Origin of the sequence: Ursidibacter maritimus, assembly GCF_009761395.1 — a bacterium.
Lineage (GTDB): Bacteria > Pseudomonadota > Gammaproteobacteria > Enterobacterales > Pasteurellaceae > Ursidibacter > Ursidibacter maritimus.
Genome location: NZ_LEKN01000034.1, coordinates 88,670 through 107,154, shown reverse-complemented (window position 1 = coordinate 107,154; position 18,485 = coordinate 88,670). Strand labels below are relative to the sequence as shown.

Genomic DNA, 18,485 nt, shown 5'->3' with positions numbered 1-18,485 from the left:
GGTAATGTCATTTACCTTGCATTTTTATTATTAAAGTTTTGCTTGAATCCAGTCTGTTGCAAGAGTTAAGGCATTATTGATATGCTCAGGTTGATTACCACCAGCCATAGCCATATCGGCTCTACCGCCCCCTTTACCACCAACCTCTTTTGCCATTAAACCAACTAATTCACCCGCATTAATTTTTGTGGTTAGATCGCTAGTTACTCCGACAATCAAATTCACTTTACCTTCAGAATGTGTTGCAAATGTAATTACAGCTGAACCTAATTGATTTTTCAAATCATCTACCATTGTTCTTAATGCTTTTGCATCTACATTTTCTAATTGTTGAACTAAAACATTTACACCTTTGATTTGTTTAGCTTGTTTGGCTAATTCACCCCCCGCTTGAGACGCAAGTTTTTCTTTCAGTTGTTGTAGTTCTTTTTCAACTTTCTTACTCTTCTCTTGTAATTGCTGGATTTTTTCTACTAAAGTATGGCTATCTGCTTTTAACAATTCGCTACTTTGGTTCAAAATCTGTTGTTGTTGGTGCAATAAATCGATCGCATTTTCGCCAGTTACCGCTTCTACACGACGAACTCCTGCCGCCACAGCACTTTCAGAGATAAATTTGAATAAACCAATATCACCCGTTTGCTTAACGTGTGTGCCTCCACAAAGTTCAATGGAAAATTCACCCATATCAACGACACGAACTTGATCACCGTATTTCTCTCCGAATAAGGCCATCGCACCTTTCTGTTTAGCCGCCTCTAAATCCATTATTTGAATGGTTACAGTATTATTTTGACGAATTTTACGATTAATGATACGTTCAATCTCTTCCAAATCTGATTTCGCAATGGCTTCAGGTTGAGAAAAATCAAAACGTAATGTATTTTCTGAAACTAGAGAGCCTTTCTGTGCTACATGCTCACCTAATACTTGGCGTAATGCCGAATGAAGCAAATGTGTTGCACTGTGATTCAAGGTAATAGCGTGACGACGTACCGCATCAACCTGTGCTAAAACTTTGTCGCCAACAGATAATGAACCTGATGTTAATTGACCAATGTGTCCGAATACTTGCCCATATTTTTGAGTATCTTTTACATCAAAATTACAAATTTCTGATGAAATTAGACCGCTATCACCAACTTGTCCACCTGATTCACCATAAAATGCAGTTTGATCCAGAATAATCACTGCATTCTCGCCAGAATCAATACGCTCTACGGCTTTACCATTACTAAATAAGCCAACAACTGTTGCTTCTGTTTCTGTAACCTCATAACCTTTAAAAATCGTTGAGCCATCTACTTTAATCACACTATTATAGTCTGTACCAAAATTACTACTTGCTTGTGCTCTTGCACGCTGAGCCTTCATTTCTTTTTCAAATCCAGCTTCATCAATAGTAATATCACGTTCACGACAAACATCAGCGGTTAAATCGAGTGGGAAACCGTAGGTATCATAAAGTTTGAAAGCAACTTCGCCTGAAAGCTGATTATTTTCAACCTTGGCTAAAGCATCTTCCAGTAAGGTTAAACCACGTTCTAAAGTACGAGCGAACTGCTCCTCTTCTGCTTTTAAGGCTTTCTCAATATGTGCTTGTTTTTGAGTGATAATCTCACCTGCTTGCCCCATTGCTTTTGCTAAGGTCGGTACTAATTTATAAAAGAAAGCGGATTTTGCACCTAAAATATTACCATGTCGCACCGCTCGGCGAATAATACGACGAAGTACATAGCCACGGCCTTCATTTGATGGAATAACACCATCAGCGATTAAATAAGCACAAGAGCGGATATGGTCTGCAATAACACGTAGTGATTTATTATTTAAGTCTTGAACATTCAACAGACTAGCAATTTCTTTAATGAGCGATTGAAAAATATCAATTTCATAGTTTGAATTAACGTGTTGCAATACCGCACTAATACGCTCTAAGCCCATACCTGTATCAACAGACGGCTTTGGTAATTTTTCCATCGTGCCATCAGCTTGACGGTTAAATTGCATAAATACCACGTTCCAAATTTCGATATAGCGATCGCCATCTTCTTCAGGTGACCCTGGTGGCCCACCCCAAATGTGATCACCATGATCGTAGAAGATCTCAGTACAAGGCCCACAAGGACCCGTATCGCCCATCTGCCAGAAATTATCCGATGCATAAGGTGCACCTTTGTTATCGCCAATACGAACAATACGTTCTGCTGGAACACCGACTGCTTTGTTCCAAATATCGTAGGCTTCATCATCAGTTTCGTAAACGGTTACCCATAATTTTTCTTTCGGTAAACCCAACCATTTTGGTGAAGTTAAATATTCCCACGCAAACGCAATTGCATCATTTTTGAAGTAATCACCAAAACTAAAGTTACCCAACATTTCAAAGAATGTATGGTGACGAGCGGTATAGCCTACATTTTCTAAATCGTTATGTTTACCACCTGCTCGTACACAACGTTGCGAGCTAGTTGCTCGGCTGTAACTACGTTTATCCAAGCCTAGAAATACATCTTTAAACTGGTTCATTCCAGCATTGGTGAATAATAATGTTGGATCATTTTCGGGAACAAGCGAGCTGCTTGGTACAATAGTATGTCCTTTACTTTGGAAGAATTCTAAAAAGGATTGTCTAATCTCTGAAGTTGTTTTCATTTCAATACTCTAATATATAAAAAATTGTGTAAAACCTGTATTTAAACAGTAACCTGTCTATTCTACACATTTTTTTAGACACTGTACTCTCTTATCCATAAAGAAGTAAAAAATTTATAGAAACTCACCGCTTGCATCCCTTACAAGCGGTCAATTTTTGCGATTTATTTACTATTCATTAGTCAATGGCACAACTAACATATCTACCGATACATTATTCATCACCTGACGAGTTGAGGACATAAATTTACTCCAGAAATCTTGGTGATGACCTGTAATGAGTAAATCAACATTGTATTTCTCTACCGCATCTTCCAAAACCTGACTGAAATCACCGCTACCATTTAAACATTCTGTCACAGGATATTCCACTTTATGTGCCAACTCTTCTAGAGCTTTAGTGGTTTCTTCAGATACAGAATCTTGAACTGACGACATATTGATGTCAATTAAACCAGTATAGAGATCTGAAAAATTGACATCCACATGAATGAGCGATAGTTTCGCCTCACATTTTTCTGCAAGTTTTGCTCCCTTGCGTAACAAGACAAGACTTTCTTCTGAAAGATCAACGGCAACCAAAATATGTTTGTACATAATAAGCTCCTTGCTGTATGACAATTTAATTGTCTCGAATACTACCATACTCTTATGGTTTAAAATTTGAAGCAGATCGCAAATTTGACAAATCGTTTAGAAAAATTTGAAAAGATCAGATAGTGGTGGGCCATAAACCCACCTAATAAAAGAAAAAAGTAAAACTAAGCAACAATACTCACTTTCTCAAATTCATCAAAGAAAGTCGGGAAAGTTTTAGCGGTACATTTTGGATCCAAAATGGTAACTGGTGTATTGGATAATGCAATCAATGCAAAGCACATTGCCATTCTATGATCATTATAAGTTTCAATGTTTGCGTGTTTAAAATCCGCTAATGTAAGAGGCTGAATGCGAATAAAATCTTCGCCTTCTTCCACTTCTGCTCCAACTTTGCGTAGTTCTGTTGCCATTGCTGTTAGTCTATCGGTTTCTTTAACACGCCAGTTATAAATATTACGAATAACCGTTTCACCTTGAGCAAATAAAGCTGTTGTGGCAATTGTCATTGCAGCATCGGGAATATGGTTCATATCCATATCCATGCCATTTAGTTCACCTTGTTCAGCTTGAATAAAATCATCACCCCAAGTAATTTTGGCCCCCATTTTTTCAAGCACATCAGCAAATAAGCGGTCACCTTGAATAGAATTTTTACCAATTCCTGTTACTTTTACCTTACCCTTAATCGCTCCAGCAGCTAAAAAATAAGATGCTGAAGATGCATCGCCTTCCACTAAATATTGCTGTGGGGAATGATATTTTTGCTGACCTTTGACCGAAAATAATTGATAGTTTTGATGAGACACTGTCACGCCAAAATCACGCATCATCGCTAAAGTAATATCAATATAAGGTTTTGAAACCAGATCACCAATAATCTCAATCGTCATATCATTTTCAGCTAAAGGTGCTGCCATTAGCAATGCTGTTAAAAATTGCGATGAAATTGAACCATCAATTTTAACGTAATTGCCTTGTAACCCCGTATTACGAATAGCGATCGGTGGATATCCTTCATTTTCTAAGTAAGTGATATTCGCCCCAAGCTGACGTAACGCATCAACTAGGTGCAAAATTGGACGTTCTTTCATTCTTGGTTCGCCCGTTAAAATCACTTCACTTTCATTTTTTCCTTTTAAACAAAGTGCTGCAGTTAATGGACGCATTGCTGTGCCCGCATTACCTAAAAATAACGCTAACCCATTTTGCCACTCAAATGCCTCACCAACTCCGGTTACTTCACAAATAGTTTTATCATCTGAAAGTTGGTAATTTACACCAAGTTGCTTTAATGCATTGAGCATATGACGAATATCATCACTATCTAATAAATTAGTGACTTTTGTCGTGCCTTCAGCAAGAGCTGCCAATAATAAGGCTCGATTAGATAAACTTTTTGAACCTGGCAAATTAATTTCGCCTTGCACCTGACTAATTGGGTTTAATGTTAATGTTTGCATAGAAATTCCGAGTGATAAATTGATGTAGGAAGCGGTAAGATGAGTACAATATTTTGCAAAAAATAGTGGCAATCTTACCGCTTGCTCATTAGTTTAATACCTTGAGAAGAGCATCAAAGAAACGATCATTCTCTTCAGGTAAACCAATACTAATACGTAAATGGTTTGGCATTCCGTACCCAGCAATAGGGCGTACGATGACACCTTGATGAAGTAATTTCTCGTAAATAGGGGCTGCTGGTTGTTTCAGATCAACGGTAATAAAATTACCTTTAGAACGAATATATTCCAAACCATTTTTCTCGAAAAATTGTTCATAGCGAGCCATTTCAATGCGGTTATTCTCCGCCACTTGTGCCACAAACGCATCATCTTGCATTACCGCAATCGCTGCTGCCAACGCTAAACTATTACAGTTAAACGGTTGGCGAACACGATTGAATAAGTCAGCAATTTCATTATTTGAGACTGCATAACCAATGCGTAACCCTGCTAAACCATAAGCCTTAGATAACGTGCGACAAATTACCAAATTGGAATGTTGTTGTAAAAGTTTGAACGAATCTACCCGCTCATCTGGGTGCGTAAATTCTGTGTAGGCTTCATCAAGGACAACAATCACATTTTCAGGTACTTTTGCTAAAAATTCAGCAATTTGTTGATGCGTTAAAAATGTCCCCGTAGGATTATTCGGATTTGCCACATAAATCAATTTTGTTTTAGGCGTAATAACCGCAACAAAGGCATCTAAATCGTGTCCATAATTTTTAGCTGGGATTACAACTGATCTTGCATTGATCGCTTGAGCCACTAACGGATAAACAATAAACGCATATTGTGAAAAGATAATTTCATCTTGCTCTGTCGCAAAGGTATGTGCAATTAACTCTAATAAGTCGTTTGACCCATTGCCCAAGGTAATTTGATTTAGTTCAACACCAAATTTTTTTGCAATGACATCTTTAAGATAATAGCCGTTTGCATCAGGATAACGAGTTAAATCTGCTAATTGTGCTTGAATTGCTTGCTTTGCACTTTCTGGGAAACCAAATGGATTTTCGTTTGATGCTAATTTAATAATGTTAGAAATACCGAGTTCACGCTCTAGTTCTTCAATCGGTTTTCCAGCTTGATATGGAGATAAATTTTTAACGCCTTCATTGGCGATGTTGATAAATTGCATACAAGGTCCTTAATATAAAAGCGGTAGGATTGATAGGATATTTTGCAAAATATCTCCCCTATCCTACCGCTTATCTTAATTATTATTTATTTTCTTCAGCAAATTTTTGCATAAATGCAATTAACGCTTGAACACCTTCAATTGGCATTGCGTTATAAATTGAGGCACGCATTCCACCTAATACTTTGTGTCCTTTTAAAGCTTGTAAACCATTAGCGGTTGCATCTTTAACAAATTTTGCATTGAGTTCATCATTCCCTGTGGTAAAGGTAATATTCATCAATGAACGGTTTTCGATTGCAACAGTATTACGATAAAACTCGCTTTGATCTAAATAATCATAGAGTAACTTAGCTTTCGCTTGGTTACGTTGCTCAACAGCTTTAACTCCCCCTTCTTTCAGGAGATGTTTAAACACTAAAGAACATAAGTACCATGCAAATGTAGGTGGAGTGTTGATCATCGAATCGCTTTTTGCTTGCACTTCATAGTTCCAAATACTTGGGGTTGATTTGCGAGCTTTACCGATTAAATCTTCTCGAACAATCACAATAGTAATCCCTGCTGGACCTAAATTTTTCTGGGCACCTGCGTAGATAATACCAAATTTGCTAATGTCAATTTCACGAGAAAGAATGTTTGATGACATATCTGCAACTAACACGCTATTTCCAACATTCGGTACGTCAAAAATTTCTACGCCGCTAATTGTTTCATTTGGACAATAGTGAACATAATCATATTGTTCTGCAACGTTGCTGAAATCTAAATTTGCCACTTTGAGTGTGTCGCTTTGTTCTAAAATGTTGATTTCATCAATTTCACAAAATAGACGCGCTTCTTTCGCCGCAGTCGCAGACCAATGACCACTCGTTAAATAAAGTGCTTTACCTTTTTCACCAATTAAATTCATTGGAATAGCGGCGAATTGGCCTCTTGCTCCACCTTGCAAGAATAAAATTTTGTAGTTTTCTGGAATGTTATATAACTCACGAAAATCTTTATCCGCTTGCGTAATCAGTTCTATAAACAATTTACCACGATGACTGACTTCCATTACTGAAGTTTGTTGTTCTTGCCAGTTAAGTAACTCAGCTTGAGCTTGTTCTAAAACCGCTTTAGGCATCATTGCAGGGCCTGCACTAAAATTAAATACTTGTGTCATTATGTTTGTTCCTGTTGCTAAAAATCATAAAGGCAGAAATCATAGCGTAAAATAGTTCGTTATTGTGGGATTTTTGAAAAATTTTCGCTCATTCCTACCGCTTTATTTCTATCTATTGAATAGGTTAATTACTTGCCATTAGGGCTTCAATCTCATCAATCTCTTTTGGCACAGCACTTGTCAGATTTTTATTGCCATATTCGGTAATAAGTAGGTTATCTTCAATGCGAATACCGATGCCTTTGTACTGCTCTGGTACATCTGCACTTTTAGGAATATATAGCCCAGGTTCAAGAGTCAGTACCATTCCAACATCAAGAGGACGATCTCTTTCATTACCATAGTCACCAACATCATGAACATCTAACCCAAGCCAATGTCCTAAACCATGCATATAGTAGGCTTTATACGCTTTTTCTTCGAGTAGTTTATCGACATCGCCTTTCAATATCCCTAAACGAACCATTCCTTCGGTCATTACACGAACAACTTTCTCATTAGCTTGATGAATAGAACCTTTTGGCACAAGCAATTTTGCAGCTTCTTTCATTGCTTCTAAAACAATTTCATACACTTCACGTTGAGCTTGACTAAACTTTCCGTTAATAGGGAAAGTACGAGTAATATCCCCTGCATACATTGCAAATTCCGCACCCGAATCGATAAGTAATAAATCACCATCTTGAAGTACTTGATCATTTTCGTTGTAGTGGAGAATACAAGCATTATCTCCTCCAGCAACAATTTGATTATAAGAGGCAAAACGTGCCCCAAAACGTGAAAATTCGTATTGAATTTCGCCTTCTATTTCCATCTCATATCGATTTGGGCGAGTTTGTTTCATTGCTCGAACGTGAGCTAGTGCAGAAATATGGCAAGCCTGTTGTAATAAAGCGAGCTCATTTTCTGATTTGAATAGACGCATTTCCGATAGCATCGGTTGCCAATCAATTAAGGTAGTTGGGTATTTTTGGCGTTTAGCTTTGATAGCATCTAAACTGGCAAATACAATACTATCGCCCCATTCTTGAACACCACGAGCATAGTAGCAAGCGGTAAGATTTGCCATTTTTTTTGCCAATACGCTCTGAATTTCTTCTATATCACAAGCTTCATTTACTTCTAAAGTGCTAGGCGCAAGCTCTACACCTAAACGGCGACCATTCCAGGTTTCCATTAAAGGATCTTTTTTACGCAAAAAAATGGTGCTTTCACACTGCCCTGCTTTTTTCACTAACAATAACGCAGATTTTGGCTCAATAAAGCCTGTCAGATACCAAAAATAACTATCTGGACGGAATAAATAATCGCAATCGCTATTACGACGTTTTTCGGTTTCGGTAAAGACAATCAATGCAGAATTATCTTGCATTTGTTCAAACACTCGCTGACGACGCTGGGTAAATTCTGCTTGTGGCATTTTTTGAAGATAGGCTAAATCCATAGTGAATCCTTAGGCATTATGTTTTAAAATGTAAAGATTGTAACATAAAAGCATGCGTGTTTTGGGAGAATAAAATGGTAAATATTCAACAATTTTTAGAGGTGGTAGAAAAACTACGAGATCCGCAAACTGGTTGCCCTTGGGATATTAAACAAACTTTTGATTCAATGATTCCTTGTTTACTGGAAGAAACCTACGAGGTAGCAGAAGCAATACATACCAAAGATCATACCGCTTTACGTGAAGAATTAGGCGATTTATTACTTCAAGTGGTCTTTTTCAGTCAGTTAGCCAAGGAAGAAGGCACTTTTACCTTTCAAGATGTACTAAACGACATTCACGAAAAACTGATTTATCGCCACCCTCACGTTTTTGGGGATAAATCAGCCAGCAGTAGTGAGGAAGCCTTACAAAATTGGGAAGCTCAAAAAGCTAAAGAAAAAGCAGCTAAACAGCAACAATCTATTTTGGATGATTTACCTTTTGCTTTACCTGCTTTAACTCGTGCGACCAAACTACAAAAACGTTGTGCCAAAGTGGGTTTTGATTGGGATAATCCACAAGATGTCTTAGCAAAAGTGGAAGAAGAATTAGAAGAGGTGCGTGAAGAATTATATGCTACTCCAGTTGAGCCAGAAAAACTCGCAGAAGAATTGGGCGATTTACTCTTTGCCAGCGTAAACCTTTGTCGTCACCATAATATTGATGCTGAAACGTGTTTGCGAAATGCTAATGTAAAGTTTGAAAATCGTTTTAAACTCGTTGAAAAGAGAGTCAAAGAAGAAGGGAAAAGCCTTGAGGAATGTTCTCTCGTTGAGCTAGATTTAATTTGGCATCAAATAAAAACAATGGAATAAATTGACAAATTTGTTTAAAGTAGTAACTTTAATGGCTAAAATGTCAAGAAATGCTAAAATAGCGTAATGAATTTTTATAATTAAAATGGGAAACCGTCTATGCCTAAAATTTTACTTGTTGATGATGATATTGAATTAACAGAGCTTCTCGCTGAATTATTGTCATTAGAGGGCTTTGATACGCAAGTGGTGCACAATGGTCAAGATGCACTACAACAGCTCGAATTACAGCAGTATGATTTAATGTTACTTGATGTAATGATGCCTATACTCAATGGTATTGAAACTTTAAAGCAAGTTCGTCAAAAGTACAATTTGCCGGTGTTGATGTTAAGTGCCAGAGATGATGAAATCGACCGAGTATTAGGCTTAGAATTAGGTGCCGATGATTATTTGCCAAAGCCATTTAATGATCGTGAGCTGGTCGCTCGTATTAAAGCTATTTTACGCAGAACAAATGCGACAAAAGAGACTATGGATTTACCAAGTGAGAGCGAAGATGAGCGTAAATTACTGCAATTCGGAGGTGTTGAATTACATCCTGGACGTCAGCAAGCCATCTTCGAAGGGCAAGATTTAGATCTAACTGGTACAGAATTCGCACTACTACAAATTTTGATGCGTAACCCAGGGCAAATTCTCTCTCGTGAATTATTAAGTATTGAAATTTTAGGAAAACGCTTAACGCCTTACGATAGGGCTATTGATATGCATATTTCTAATCTGCGTAAAAAATTACCTGAACGTAATGATAACTTACCTTGGTTTAAAACCTTACGAGGTCGAGGCTATCTGCTAGTCACTGAAAAATAATGGATAATCCCCCAATAAATAGGGGGATTTTTGTTTTACTCATTTGGAAATTCTCTATGGTGTATTTGTGGAATAAATTTAAAGCATTACGTAATTATTTGGCATATCAAATTTTTGCTTATTTTGCTTTAATGATTGTATTAGTACTCAGCCTTGCTCTAGCATTACCTAAATTTGATGCTCGTATTTTCAATCCTATTGAAGATAAAGAATTACATTTTTTTAACCAAGAAAGCCAAAATACTCAATTAGAATATAATTTAGATGAAATCTTTAATAGAAATCTAAAAGTTACTACCTTACATGGTTTCAACGTTATTCTGTTTGATCAAGATACGAATACCGTAGTAGGTGTTGATAAAAAACATTTAAATGCATTAAGAGCGTTTATATTTAGAGCAAACAACCCTTTAGAGCCGCTACAAAGACGTTTTGGTATCATTGAGATTCATGGTCCATTTTTAGTCAGTACTGGTAGCCAAAACTATTACCAGTACTTTATTGATCAAGTTGATCCACAAATGGAAGTATTCAATGCAATTTTTGACTCACCAATTCTCATTCTACTCATTTTATTTGCAATTTTTACCCCTCTACTCATAGGGCTTTCTTTACGTATAGCTAAGCCAGTTAAAGCATTACGACTTTCCGCAGATGCCGTTGCCACAGGGAATTTGACAATTGATGAAAAACTTGAAACTGAAGGCATTAGTGAATTAAGACAAGTTGGTAAGAGTTTCAACCGCATGATTTTATCCTTACAAAAATTAACTAGCTACCAACAAAGACTACTATCAGATATTTCCCACGAATTAAAAACCCCTTTAACTCGTATGCAGCTAGCTGTTTCTCTTATTCGTCGCCGTAATGGTGAATCTAACGAATTAACCCGTATTGAAAATGAAATACAAAAATTAGATACAATGATTCACGATTTGTTATCTCTTTCTCGTCAACAGGTTAATTTACATCTACGTCGTGAAATCTTCCCTATCAATAAAATTTGGGAAGATATTTTTGCTGATGCTAAGTTTGAATTAGAACAACATAATCTAGATTTTTTAGTCAGTTTAAGAGTTCTACACCCTGAACGATTTTATATCAACGGAAATGTTGCAACCTTATCTAGTGCGGTGGAAAATGTCGTGCGTAATGCCAAAAAATATGCGACAAGCTGTATAAAAGTGATTATTTATATCGAAAAAAATGATTTGGTTATTATTATTGATGATGATGGAACTGGTGTACCTGATGATCAATATGAAGAAATTTTCAGACCATTCTATCGAGTAGCAGAAGATAGAGCCAGACAAACTGGGGGAACTGGGCTTGGATTAGCCATTGTGTATAACGCTATCCAACAACACAAAGGTATTGTTGGTGCAGAAAAAAGCCCTTTAGGTGGCTTAAGAATAAAAATTCAACTACCATTGTGGTTGGAATAAATTGATGTTGTTTAATACACCTAAATGTTAAAAAAGTGACTTAAAAAACTTAAAGGGCTGAAGTAGATTAGCAAGTATGTTAATCTATGAAAATGAAGATAACTCATTGTAAATTAAAGAAATCCATACAAAAAAGACTGCTTGAGTTTTTTGTACTATGACCGCTTGTTCAGCTGCTGATATTCTTGGTATTCAACCTAACTCAGCGATTTTTTTTATTCTGAGATATTTACAGAGCGATAAAATCACATTAACGGGATTGAAAATTTGGGGAGTCAAACCAAGCGAGTACTTCGAAAATATAATGGCATAAACCGAAAAAACTTTCCTTTATTCTTGAAGGAATGTGAATTTCGGTTTAATGTTGGAACACCTAAAATGCAGCTTAAAATCTTGCGAAAATGGTGTGAAATTTAGGGTTAATCTACTGCAGCCCCTTAAAATCATCTAGGCATTGATTTAGGTGAAACACCTGAGGAAATTCTACAGGATCTACAAGAAAATCGTTATCAACGTAAAGATATTCAACAAAATTGTGGTAAAGGACACGATCACGCTTATTGCATCACGTCCGTCAAGTAGATGAAGACTCCCCTGCTCGATTTAATGCCGATCCTGCTCGCCATTATGAGGCTTCTGGCTGTGCAGGTAAATTAGCGATTTTTGCAGTACGCTTAGATACGTTCCCTCTTGAGAAAGAAACTGCTGTATTTTACATCGGCACAAACCAAACTGAATCCTTAAATGATATTCGCCGTCATATGTTAGCGAATTTCCAACAGTTGCCTATTTCTGGTGAATACATTCATCGAGATGCCTTTGATATTGCTGCTAAGTACGGTAAAGATACTTTCTGGGTAATCAAAAAATTAGGTACTCATCGTTTACCTCAGTTATTTGCTTTGAAATCAAAAGTAGATCGATTGGCGAAAAATTTTAGTTTTTTACCTCATCACTTGAGTGATAAAACATTGCAATTCATTTCAAAAATACTGCCACAACATTTACCCGAAAAACTTCGTCAATATCGCGATCAATATGAACACCATTTAATTTTGAAAATGGGGGGAATTGGCGTAAAAGAAGCAAGAGAATTTCTTAGCAGCTACTTTGTAGATAAAAGTAAGGGTGCTTTCTTTGAATGTAATGCGGTAGAAAGTCAAGCTGCAATGTTGCATCGCTTTGCGGTTGCTTCTGCAGCTGTTCGTTATCGTGCGGTAAATGAGAAGGAAGTTGAAGACATTGTTGCTTTAGATGTTGCATTACGCCGTAACGATAGAGACTGGCTTGAAGTATTACCGCCAGAAATCGATGATAAAATCAGTCATAAACTTTATTATGGACATTTTATGTGTCACGTTTTCCATCAGGATTACATCGTGAAAAAAGGTAACGACTGTATTGAATTAGAGCATCAAATGTTAGCTTTACTCGATAAACGTGGTGCTCAGTATCCTGCAGAACATAATGTTGGACATCTTTACGAAGCCAAACCTGAATTACGCAAGTTCTATAAATCATTAGACCCTACAAATAGCTTTAATCCAGGAATTGGACATACTTCTAAGAAAAAATATTGGCAATAGCTATAAATTCAAAATGCCTCGAATGAGGCATTTTTGCAAAACTTTTCTGTAATCGTACCGCTTATTCTGGGCGAACACCTAAAGTATGACAAATTGCATAACTTAATTCAGAACGGTTCAACGTGTAGAAATGGAAGTCTTTTACCCCCTCTTTTGATAAAATCTTCACCATATCCATTGCAATACTCGCTCCAACCAAATTACGAGTTGTTTGGTCGTCATCTAAACCTTGATACATTTTTGTCATCCAACTAGGAATTTTTACATTAGTAATTTTTGACATCTTTTCAAGTTGTTTAAAGTTAGAGACAGGTAAAATCCCTGGTACAATTTCCACATCAATTCCCACTGTTGCACAGCGATCTCGGAAGCGTAGGTAGCTGTCAATATCAAAGAAGAATTGTGTAATAGCTCGGTTTGCGCCTGCATCAATTTTTTGTTTTAGGTAAAGTAAATCAGATTGTGCCGATTTAGCTTCAGGGTGAACTTCTGGATACGCAGCAACAGAAATATCAAAATCATCTACCTCTTTTAATAATGCCACCAAATCTGACGCATAAAATGGTTTTTTCGTATAGCCAGCAGGTTCATCGCCACGCAATGCGACAATATGACGAATACCGCTATCCCAATAATCTTTTGCAATTTGGCGTAATTCATCAGCGGTTGCATCAATTCCTGTCAAATGTGGTGCTGCGATAATCCCTGTTTCTTGCTGAATTGTTTTTACAATAGAGTGAGTACGATCACGCTCTCCTGAATTTGCTCCGTAAGTTACAGAAACAAATTTTGGCTTAAGTACCTTTAAGCGATGAATTGAATCCCATAACAAAGTCTCCATTTTCTCATTTTTCGGTGGAAAAAATTCGAATGAAACATTGATTTTGCCGTTTAAGTCAGCAACACTTTGATTTAAGAGATCAATTTCTTTTGCGTAACTCATAAATACCCCATTAATACAAATGTTATTAGTTATGTTTTATTTATATGATGTTTAGTTTGCATACTGCACGTCTTTCTAGACGTTTAGATGGCTAAACTTTAATGAGATATATCTATGATGTCAATTACATTATTTTCATTTTTTTATGAATAAAATTCATAATTAAAACGCTTCTGTTATAAAAAGAAAAAGGCTGTTTTTTATTAACAGCCTTTATCAACTAACAAGTCAAATTACGAAAGATATTTCGCTTTTAATTGTTTAACTACAGCTTTTTGCTCTGCATTAAGCTCTTTAGTCATTGGTTCACGACAGTATCCAGCTTGAACGCCTTCTTCTTCTAATAAACCTTTGATCGTTTGATATAAACCATTACCTAAAATGCCTTCGATTAAATCGTTAGTCACATTTTGGATTTCAAAGGCTTCTTTAATTTTGCCTTGTTGAGCTAATTCAAAAATTTGACGAGCGCGCACACCATTTACGTTGAAAGTTGAACCGATTGCACCATCTACACCTAATACCGTTGCTGGTAACATCATTTCATCGAAACCAGCATAAATTAAATGCTCTGGGAATGCTTTACGTAAACGCTCAAGTAAGTAGAAATCGCCTGCTGTGAATTTAACACCAATAATTTTCGGGTTTTGGAATAATTCAGCAAATTGAGCAACACCAATGTTTACCCCTGTTAAGAATGGGATTGAATAAACGATCATCGGGCTACCTGTTTCACGAATAATTGTTTCATAGAAGTTTTTGATTTCTGGGAAACTAAATTTATAGTAGAAAGGTGTTACCGCAGATAAGCTATCATAGCCTAATTCTGTTGCATATTTACCTAATTCAACCGCTTCTTTTAAGTTTACGCTACCGACTTGAGCAATTAATGCCACTTGGTCTTTCGCTTCATCTTTTGCAATACGGAAGATTTCTTTTTTCTCTTCAGTTGAAAGCATAAAGTTTTCGCCTGTTGAACCACCAACATATAATCCATCGACTTTCATTTTATCAATGTTGTGACGGATAATTTGGCGTAAACCTTTTTCATTGATTGTACCATCTGCATTGAATGATACTAATAATGCACTAAAGATACCTTTTAAGTTTTTCATTTTGTTTGTCCTTTAAGGAAGTTAAGTTAAGTAAGCGATCTGATTTGTAAAAAATTTTGCAAATCTCACCGCTTGTGAGTTTGATTAAATCTTACTATTTAATGCGTTGTTCTAAAATTACATCTAATGTTTTTTGTTTCTGCTGAATCGCTTTATTTGGTTCAGCTCGAACTAACAAGGTATAAATAAGATCAAGCACAAATAATTGAGCCATTTTTGTACCAATAGAATCGCCTTGCATATGCCCTTGTCGATTACCATTGATTAACACATAATCTGCAACTTCGGTAATTGGAGAACGCAGATTATGCGTAAGAGCTACCGTGGTTGCTTCATTTTGTTGTGCAATGCGTAATGCTTTTGCAGTTTCTTCCGAACTACCTGAATGACTAATACCAATAACAACATCGCCTTTTTTCAATAACGATGCTTGCATATACATAAAATGGTTATTGGTGACCGCATCAGTCTGTAAACCGATACGCATTAGTTTATGTTTGGCATCTTCTGCAGTAAGGCCTGAAGAACCTACCCCAAATAAGAAAATACGTTTAGCTCGGCGCAAAACATCAACCACTTTTTCTAATTCATTGAAATTCAATAAATTTACGGTTTCTGTAATTACGTTATTTAGCGTAACTTGCAATTTGGCTGCAATTTCCTTAGATGTATCAGTTTCCGCCACATCAGTATCTAATAGAGCACTGCTCTCTTTCTCTTGTGTCGCTAACTCAATGGCCAAATCTAGTTTAAAATCGGTATAACCTTTAAATCCTAATGTACGGCAGAAACGGATAAAAGTCGCTTCACCAACATCAAGCTGAGTGGCAACTTCCGATAATGAACATTGATTTAGTAGATCTGGTTGCGACAAAATAGCATTAGCAATTTTCTTTTCTGTTTTTGTTAAGCTATTCTGCAACGCTCCGATTGTATCTAATATTTTTCCACGAGATGACATTTTGCCTCCTAGATCAACTCCACGGGCACTTTCACGACTAATTTTTTCAATAAACGATTACCATTGACAGAAATACCTGGTTTATGCGGTTCATTTGGCAAGAAAATAGCAAACATATTTGGTTTTAAGATCAATAGATTTTTATTTTCAAGCTGTTCTGTTAATTGATAGTCATGTTCATCATGATACTCTTCATATAGTGCTAAATTTGGGTAACTTAAGCTATATTCAACCGCTTCTTCACCTGCAATCAATAGCTGAATATCAATAAATTTACGGTGTAACTCTGCTTTTTTCCCTTCTGCTGGAGCGGTTTCAAATTCCATTACATTCATTCGCACGCCCTCTTCAAGATCTTGCCAACCTAATGGTAAGTTCACTAAATCAAGAGTTTTGAGCTTGCCACATAAACGAGCAAAAACAGGGGGTAATGATTTTGCATAATCATCACGAGATAAATCACCTAACAGCATAAAGCCTCCACGCTTTTTGGAATAATATGTACAATGACTATATTACTCCATAAAAATAAAATTAAAAGAAGATATGCTCCATAGATTAAAATTTTCTAGCCGTAATAACAAGAGAGAAAGAAAAAAAATGAGAGATAGATCACTTTATTTTATAAAAAAGAGACAATTTGCAAAAAATTTAGGCAAAACCACCGCTAATAAAGCTAGTTTATTAGCGTGGCAGTTTGAAACACTGATTTTGTCTGGCGAAAAATACGATAGTCAGCAATTACAATATAAGTAATGGCAATTCCAAACGAGCTAATAGTTTCTGTTCATCTTCCAAATCAGCTACTACAAGTGGATTTTGGCGTAAAAATTCAGGCTCAAATTGAAGTTGCCAGTGGTTTGATTGAATTTGCAGTAATAATTGCTGGGGAACTATCGTAGCTTGTCGAGAGCGATTTAATAAGACAGCCAAGCGAAATATACGTAATAAAGTTAAAATATCTCGGTGTTGAAAACGATTTATTCCTCTAATATCGCTCTTTTTAAATCCTTTAAGATGATAACGCATCAACAAGGTGAGTAAATTTTTTTGTTCACTATCAAACCCAGGTAAGTCTCTATTAGCGATAATATAGGCTGAATGTCGATGTACATTATTATGGTTAATCGTAATTCCTACTTCGTGTAACATACTTGTCCAAGTCAGAATGGATCGCAATTCGTTAATCTGAAACTTATTTTTCCAACTTTTCACCTGTTCAAAAAGCTGTAATGCCGTCTGTTTGACTCGTTCAGCTTGTTGCTGATCGATATTAAACTGCTCTGCTAAAGCCTCTGCTGTTCGCTGACGAATATCGCCGACTAGAAAACTTTTCTCCAAACCGTACATAACGCCTTCTCGTAAAGCACCATCGGAATAACGCATTGAACGAATTTGGAAAGTATGAAATAAAGCGAGTAAGATCGCTAAGCCAGGTACAAGTATATCGGCTCGTTCCTCGACTAAACCTTTTAACTGAATGTGTTTTAAGTTATTAAATTTTAAGCAAATTGCAATCAATTCTTGCAGTCGAGTTTCATTGATCACACCGTCACGGTAATGATTTGCTAGGAGCACCTTACTCACAGTCTTAATTGTACCCGATGAGCCTAAAACGTGTTCCCAACCAAGCTCTCGATATTCCCAAGCAAGATCTTCAATTTTTTCCATTGCGGATTGATAAGCGGTATCAAAACGACTTTGTGTTAATTCACCATTAGGAAAAAATCGTTTAGCAAAACTCACACAACCCATATGGCGACTTTCTGCTCGTAATGGTGTAAAACCATCACCAATAGTCATTTCCGTTGAACCACCACCAATATCGACCACAAATTTTCTGCCATTTTCTGGTTGCGTATGGCAGACACCTGAGTAAATCAATTTTGCTTCTTCAGCACCCGTTATGATATGAATTGGGAAAGGAAAAACAGCTTTGGCTTTTGCTAAAAATTCTTCATTATTCACCGCTCTGCGTAAGGTATAAGTTCCGACCACTTTAACATTTTCAGGTGAAAAACCTGTTAATCGCTTTGCAAATAACCCCAAGCAAGCAACACCACGATCTATCGCATCTTGGCTGAGGACTCGATGTTCATCTAATCCATCGGCTAAACGTACTCGACGTTTAATTCGAGAGAGAATTTGGATAGATCCGTTCACAATACGAGCGACAATCATATGAAAACTGTTTGAGCCTAAATCAATGGCTGCAAATTCACGAGGTGGCTGAAATTCAGATTGCATAAGATGTCCTT

The 18,485-nt window shown here is 36.6% G+C and carries 16 protein-coding genes and 2 pseudogenes; 7 read left to right on the top strand and 11 right to left on the bottom strand.

What is annotated here, in order from left to right:
- Positions 1-30 precede the first annotated feature (30 nt).
- The 6 genes from alaS to pepP form a co-directional block, all read right to left on the bottom strand.
- A complete protein-coding gene (gene alaS, locus A1D26_RS06365; protein WP_157403219.1) occupies positions 31-2,655 on the bottom strand; it encodes an alanine--tRNA ligase in 2,625 nt (874 codons plus the stop codon).
- 171 nt (positions 2,656-2,826) lie between these two features.
- Positions 2,827-3,252: a universal stress protein UspA gene (gene uspA / locus A1D26_RS06360; protein WP_157403218.1), complete on the bottom strand. Its 426-nt coding sequence runs from the start codon at positions 3,250-3,252 to the stop codon at positions 2,827-2,829.
- Positions 3,253-3,416: 164 nt separating this feature from the next.
- Positions 3,417-4,715: a 3-phosphoshikimate 1-carboxyvinyltransferase gene (aroA, locus tag A1D26_RS06355; protein WP_157403217.1), complete on the bottom strand. Its 1,299-nt coding sequence runs from the start codon at positions 4,713-4,715 to the stop codon at positions 3,417-3,419.
- Positions 4,716-4,803: 88 nt separating this feature from the next.
- Complete coding sequence (hisC, locus tag A1D26_RS06350) at positions 4,804-5,898, bottom strand: histidinol-phosphate transaminase (RefSeq protein WP_157403216.1); 1,095 nt, start codon at positions 5,896-5,898, stop codon at positions 4,804-4,806.
- 82 nt (positions 5,899-5,980) lie between these two features.
- A complete protein-coding gene (serC, locus tag A1D26_RS06345) occupies positions 5,981-7,063 on the bottom strand; it encodes a 3-phosphoserine/phosphohydroxythreonine transaminase (protein ID WP_157403215.1) in 1,083 nt (360 codons plus the stop codon).
- 124 nt (positions 7,064-7,187) lie between these two features.
- On the bottom strand, positions 7,188-8,507 hold the full coding sequence (gene pepP, locus A1D26_RS06340) for a Xaa-Pro aminopeptidase (RefSeq protein ID WP_157403214.1): 1,320 nt from the start codon (positions 8,505-8,507) through the stop codon (positions 7,188-7,190).
- 74 nt (positions 8,508-8,581) lie between these two features.
- Between pepP and mazG the strand changes: the two genes are divergently transcribed.
- The 6 genes and pseudogenes from mazG to dld all read left to right on the top strand — a co-directional run.
- Positions 8,582-9,364 carry a nucleoside triphosphate pyrophosphohydrolase gene (gene mazG, locus A1D26_RS06335; protein ID WP_157403213.1) on the top strand — a complete coding sequence of 261 codons (783 nt, stop codon included), beginning with the start codon at positions 8,582-8,584 and terminating at the stop codon, positions 9,362-9,364.
- 99 nt (positions 9,365-9,463) lie between these two features.
- Positions 9,464-10,177, top strand: coding sequence for a response regulator (locus A1D26_RS06330; protein WP_157403212.1), 714 nt, complete (start codon positions 9,464-9,466; stop codon positions 10,175-10,177).
- A gap of 56 nt (positions 10,178-10,233) precedes the next feature.
- Positions 10,234-11,622, top strand: a complete 1,389-nt coding sequence (gene cpxA, locus A1D26_RS06325; RefSeq protein ID WP_157403385.1) for an envelope stress sensor histidine kinase CpxA — start codon at positions 10,234-10,236, stop codon at positions 11,620-11,622.
- 157 nt (positions 11,623-11,779) lie between these two features.
- Positions 11,780-11,935, top strand: a complete 156-nt coding sequence (locus tag A1D26_RS09770; RefSeq protein WP_232516812.1) for a hypothetical protein — start codon at positions 11,780-11,782, stop codon at positions 11,933-11,935.
- A pseudogene (locus A1D26_RS09765) lies at positions 11,866-12,039 on the top strand (IS1595 family transposase); the annotation flags it as partial. The gene A1D26_RS09770 and the pseudogene A1D26_RS09765, both read left to right, overlap by 70 nt.
- A 24-nt stretch (positions 12,040-12,063) precedes the next feature.
- Positions 12,064-13,208 (top strand): annotated as a pseudogene (dld, locus tag A1D26_RS06315) (D-lactate dehydrogenase); the annotation flags it as partial.
- Positions 13,209-13,269: 61 nt separating this feature from the next.
- On the opposite strand, the gene metF reads toward dld, so the two are convergent.
- The 4 genes from metF to nanQ form a co-directional block, all read right to left on the bottom strand.
- The gene (gene metF / locus A1D26_RS06310; protein ID WP_157403211.1) at positions 13,270-14,151 is read right to left on the bottom strand and encodes a methylenetetrahydrofolate reductase; all 882 of its coding nucleotides are present in this window, start codon (positions 14,149-14,151) and stop codon (positions 13,270-13,272) included.
- Positions 14,152-14,384: 233 nt separating this feature from the next.
- Complete coding sequence (gene nanA / locus A1D26_RS06305) at positions 14,385-15,266, bottom strand: N-acetylneuraminate lyase (RefSeq protein ID WP_157403210.1); 882 nt, start codon at positions 15,264-15,266, stop codon at positions 14,385-14,387.
- A gap of 94 nt (positions 15,267-15,360) precedes the next feature.
- Entirely contained in the window at positions 15,361-16,227 is an 867-nt protein-coding gene (locus A1D26_RS06300) for a MurR/RpiR family transcriptional regulator (RefSeq protein WP_157403209.1), read from the bottom strand.
- 8 nt (positions 16,228-16,235) lie between these two features.
- Entirely contained in the window at positions 16,236-16,700 is a 465-nt protein-coding gene (nanQ, locus tag A1D26_RS06295; protein WP_157403208.1) for an N-acetylneuraminate anomerase, read from the bottom strand.
- A 73-nt stretch (positions 16,701-16,773) separates the two neighbouring features.
- On the opposite strand from nanQ, the gene A1D26_RS06290 reads away from it, so the two are divergent.
- On the top strand, positions 16,774-16,983 hold the full coding sequence (locus A1D26_RS06290) for a hypothetical protein (RefSeq protein WP_198303113.1): 210 nt from the start codon (positions 16,774-16,776) through the stop codon (positions 16,981-16,983).
- Here A1D26_RS06290 and ppx read toward each other — a convergent pair.
- A complete protein-coding gene (ppx, locus tag A1D26_RS06285) occupies positions 16,969-18,474 on the bottom strand; it encodes an exopolyphosphatase (RefSeq protein ID WP_157403206.1) in 1,506 nt (501 codons plus the stop codon). The genes A1D26_RS06290 and ppx overlap by 15 nt on opposite strands.
- Positions 18,475-18,485 lie beyond the last annotated feature (11 nt).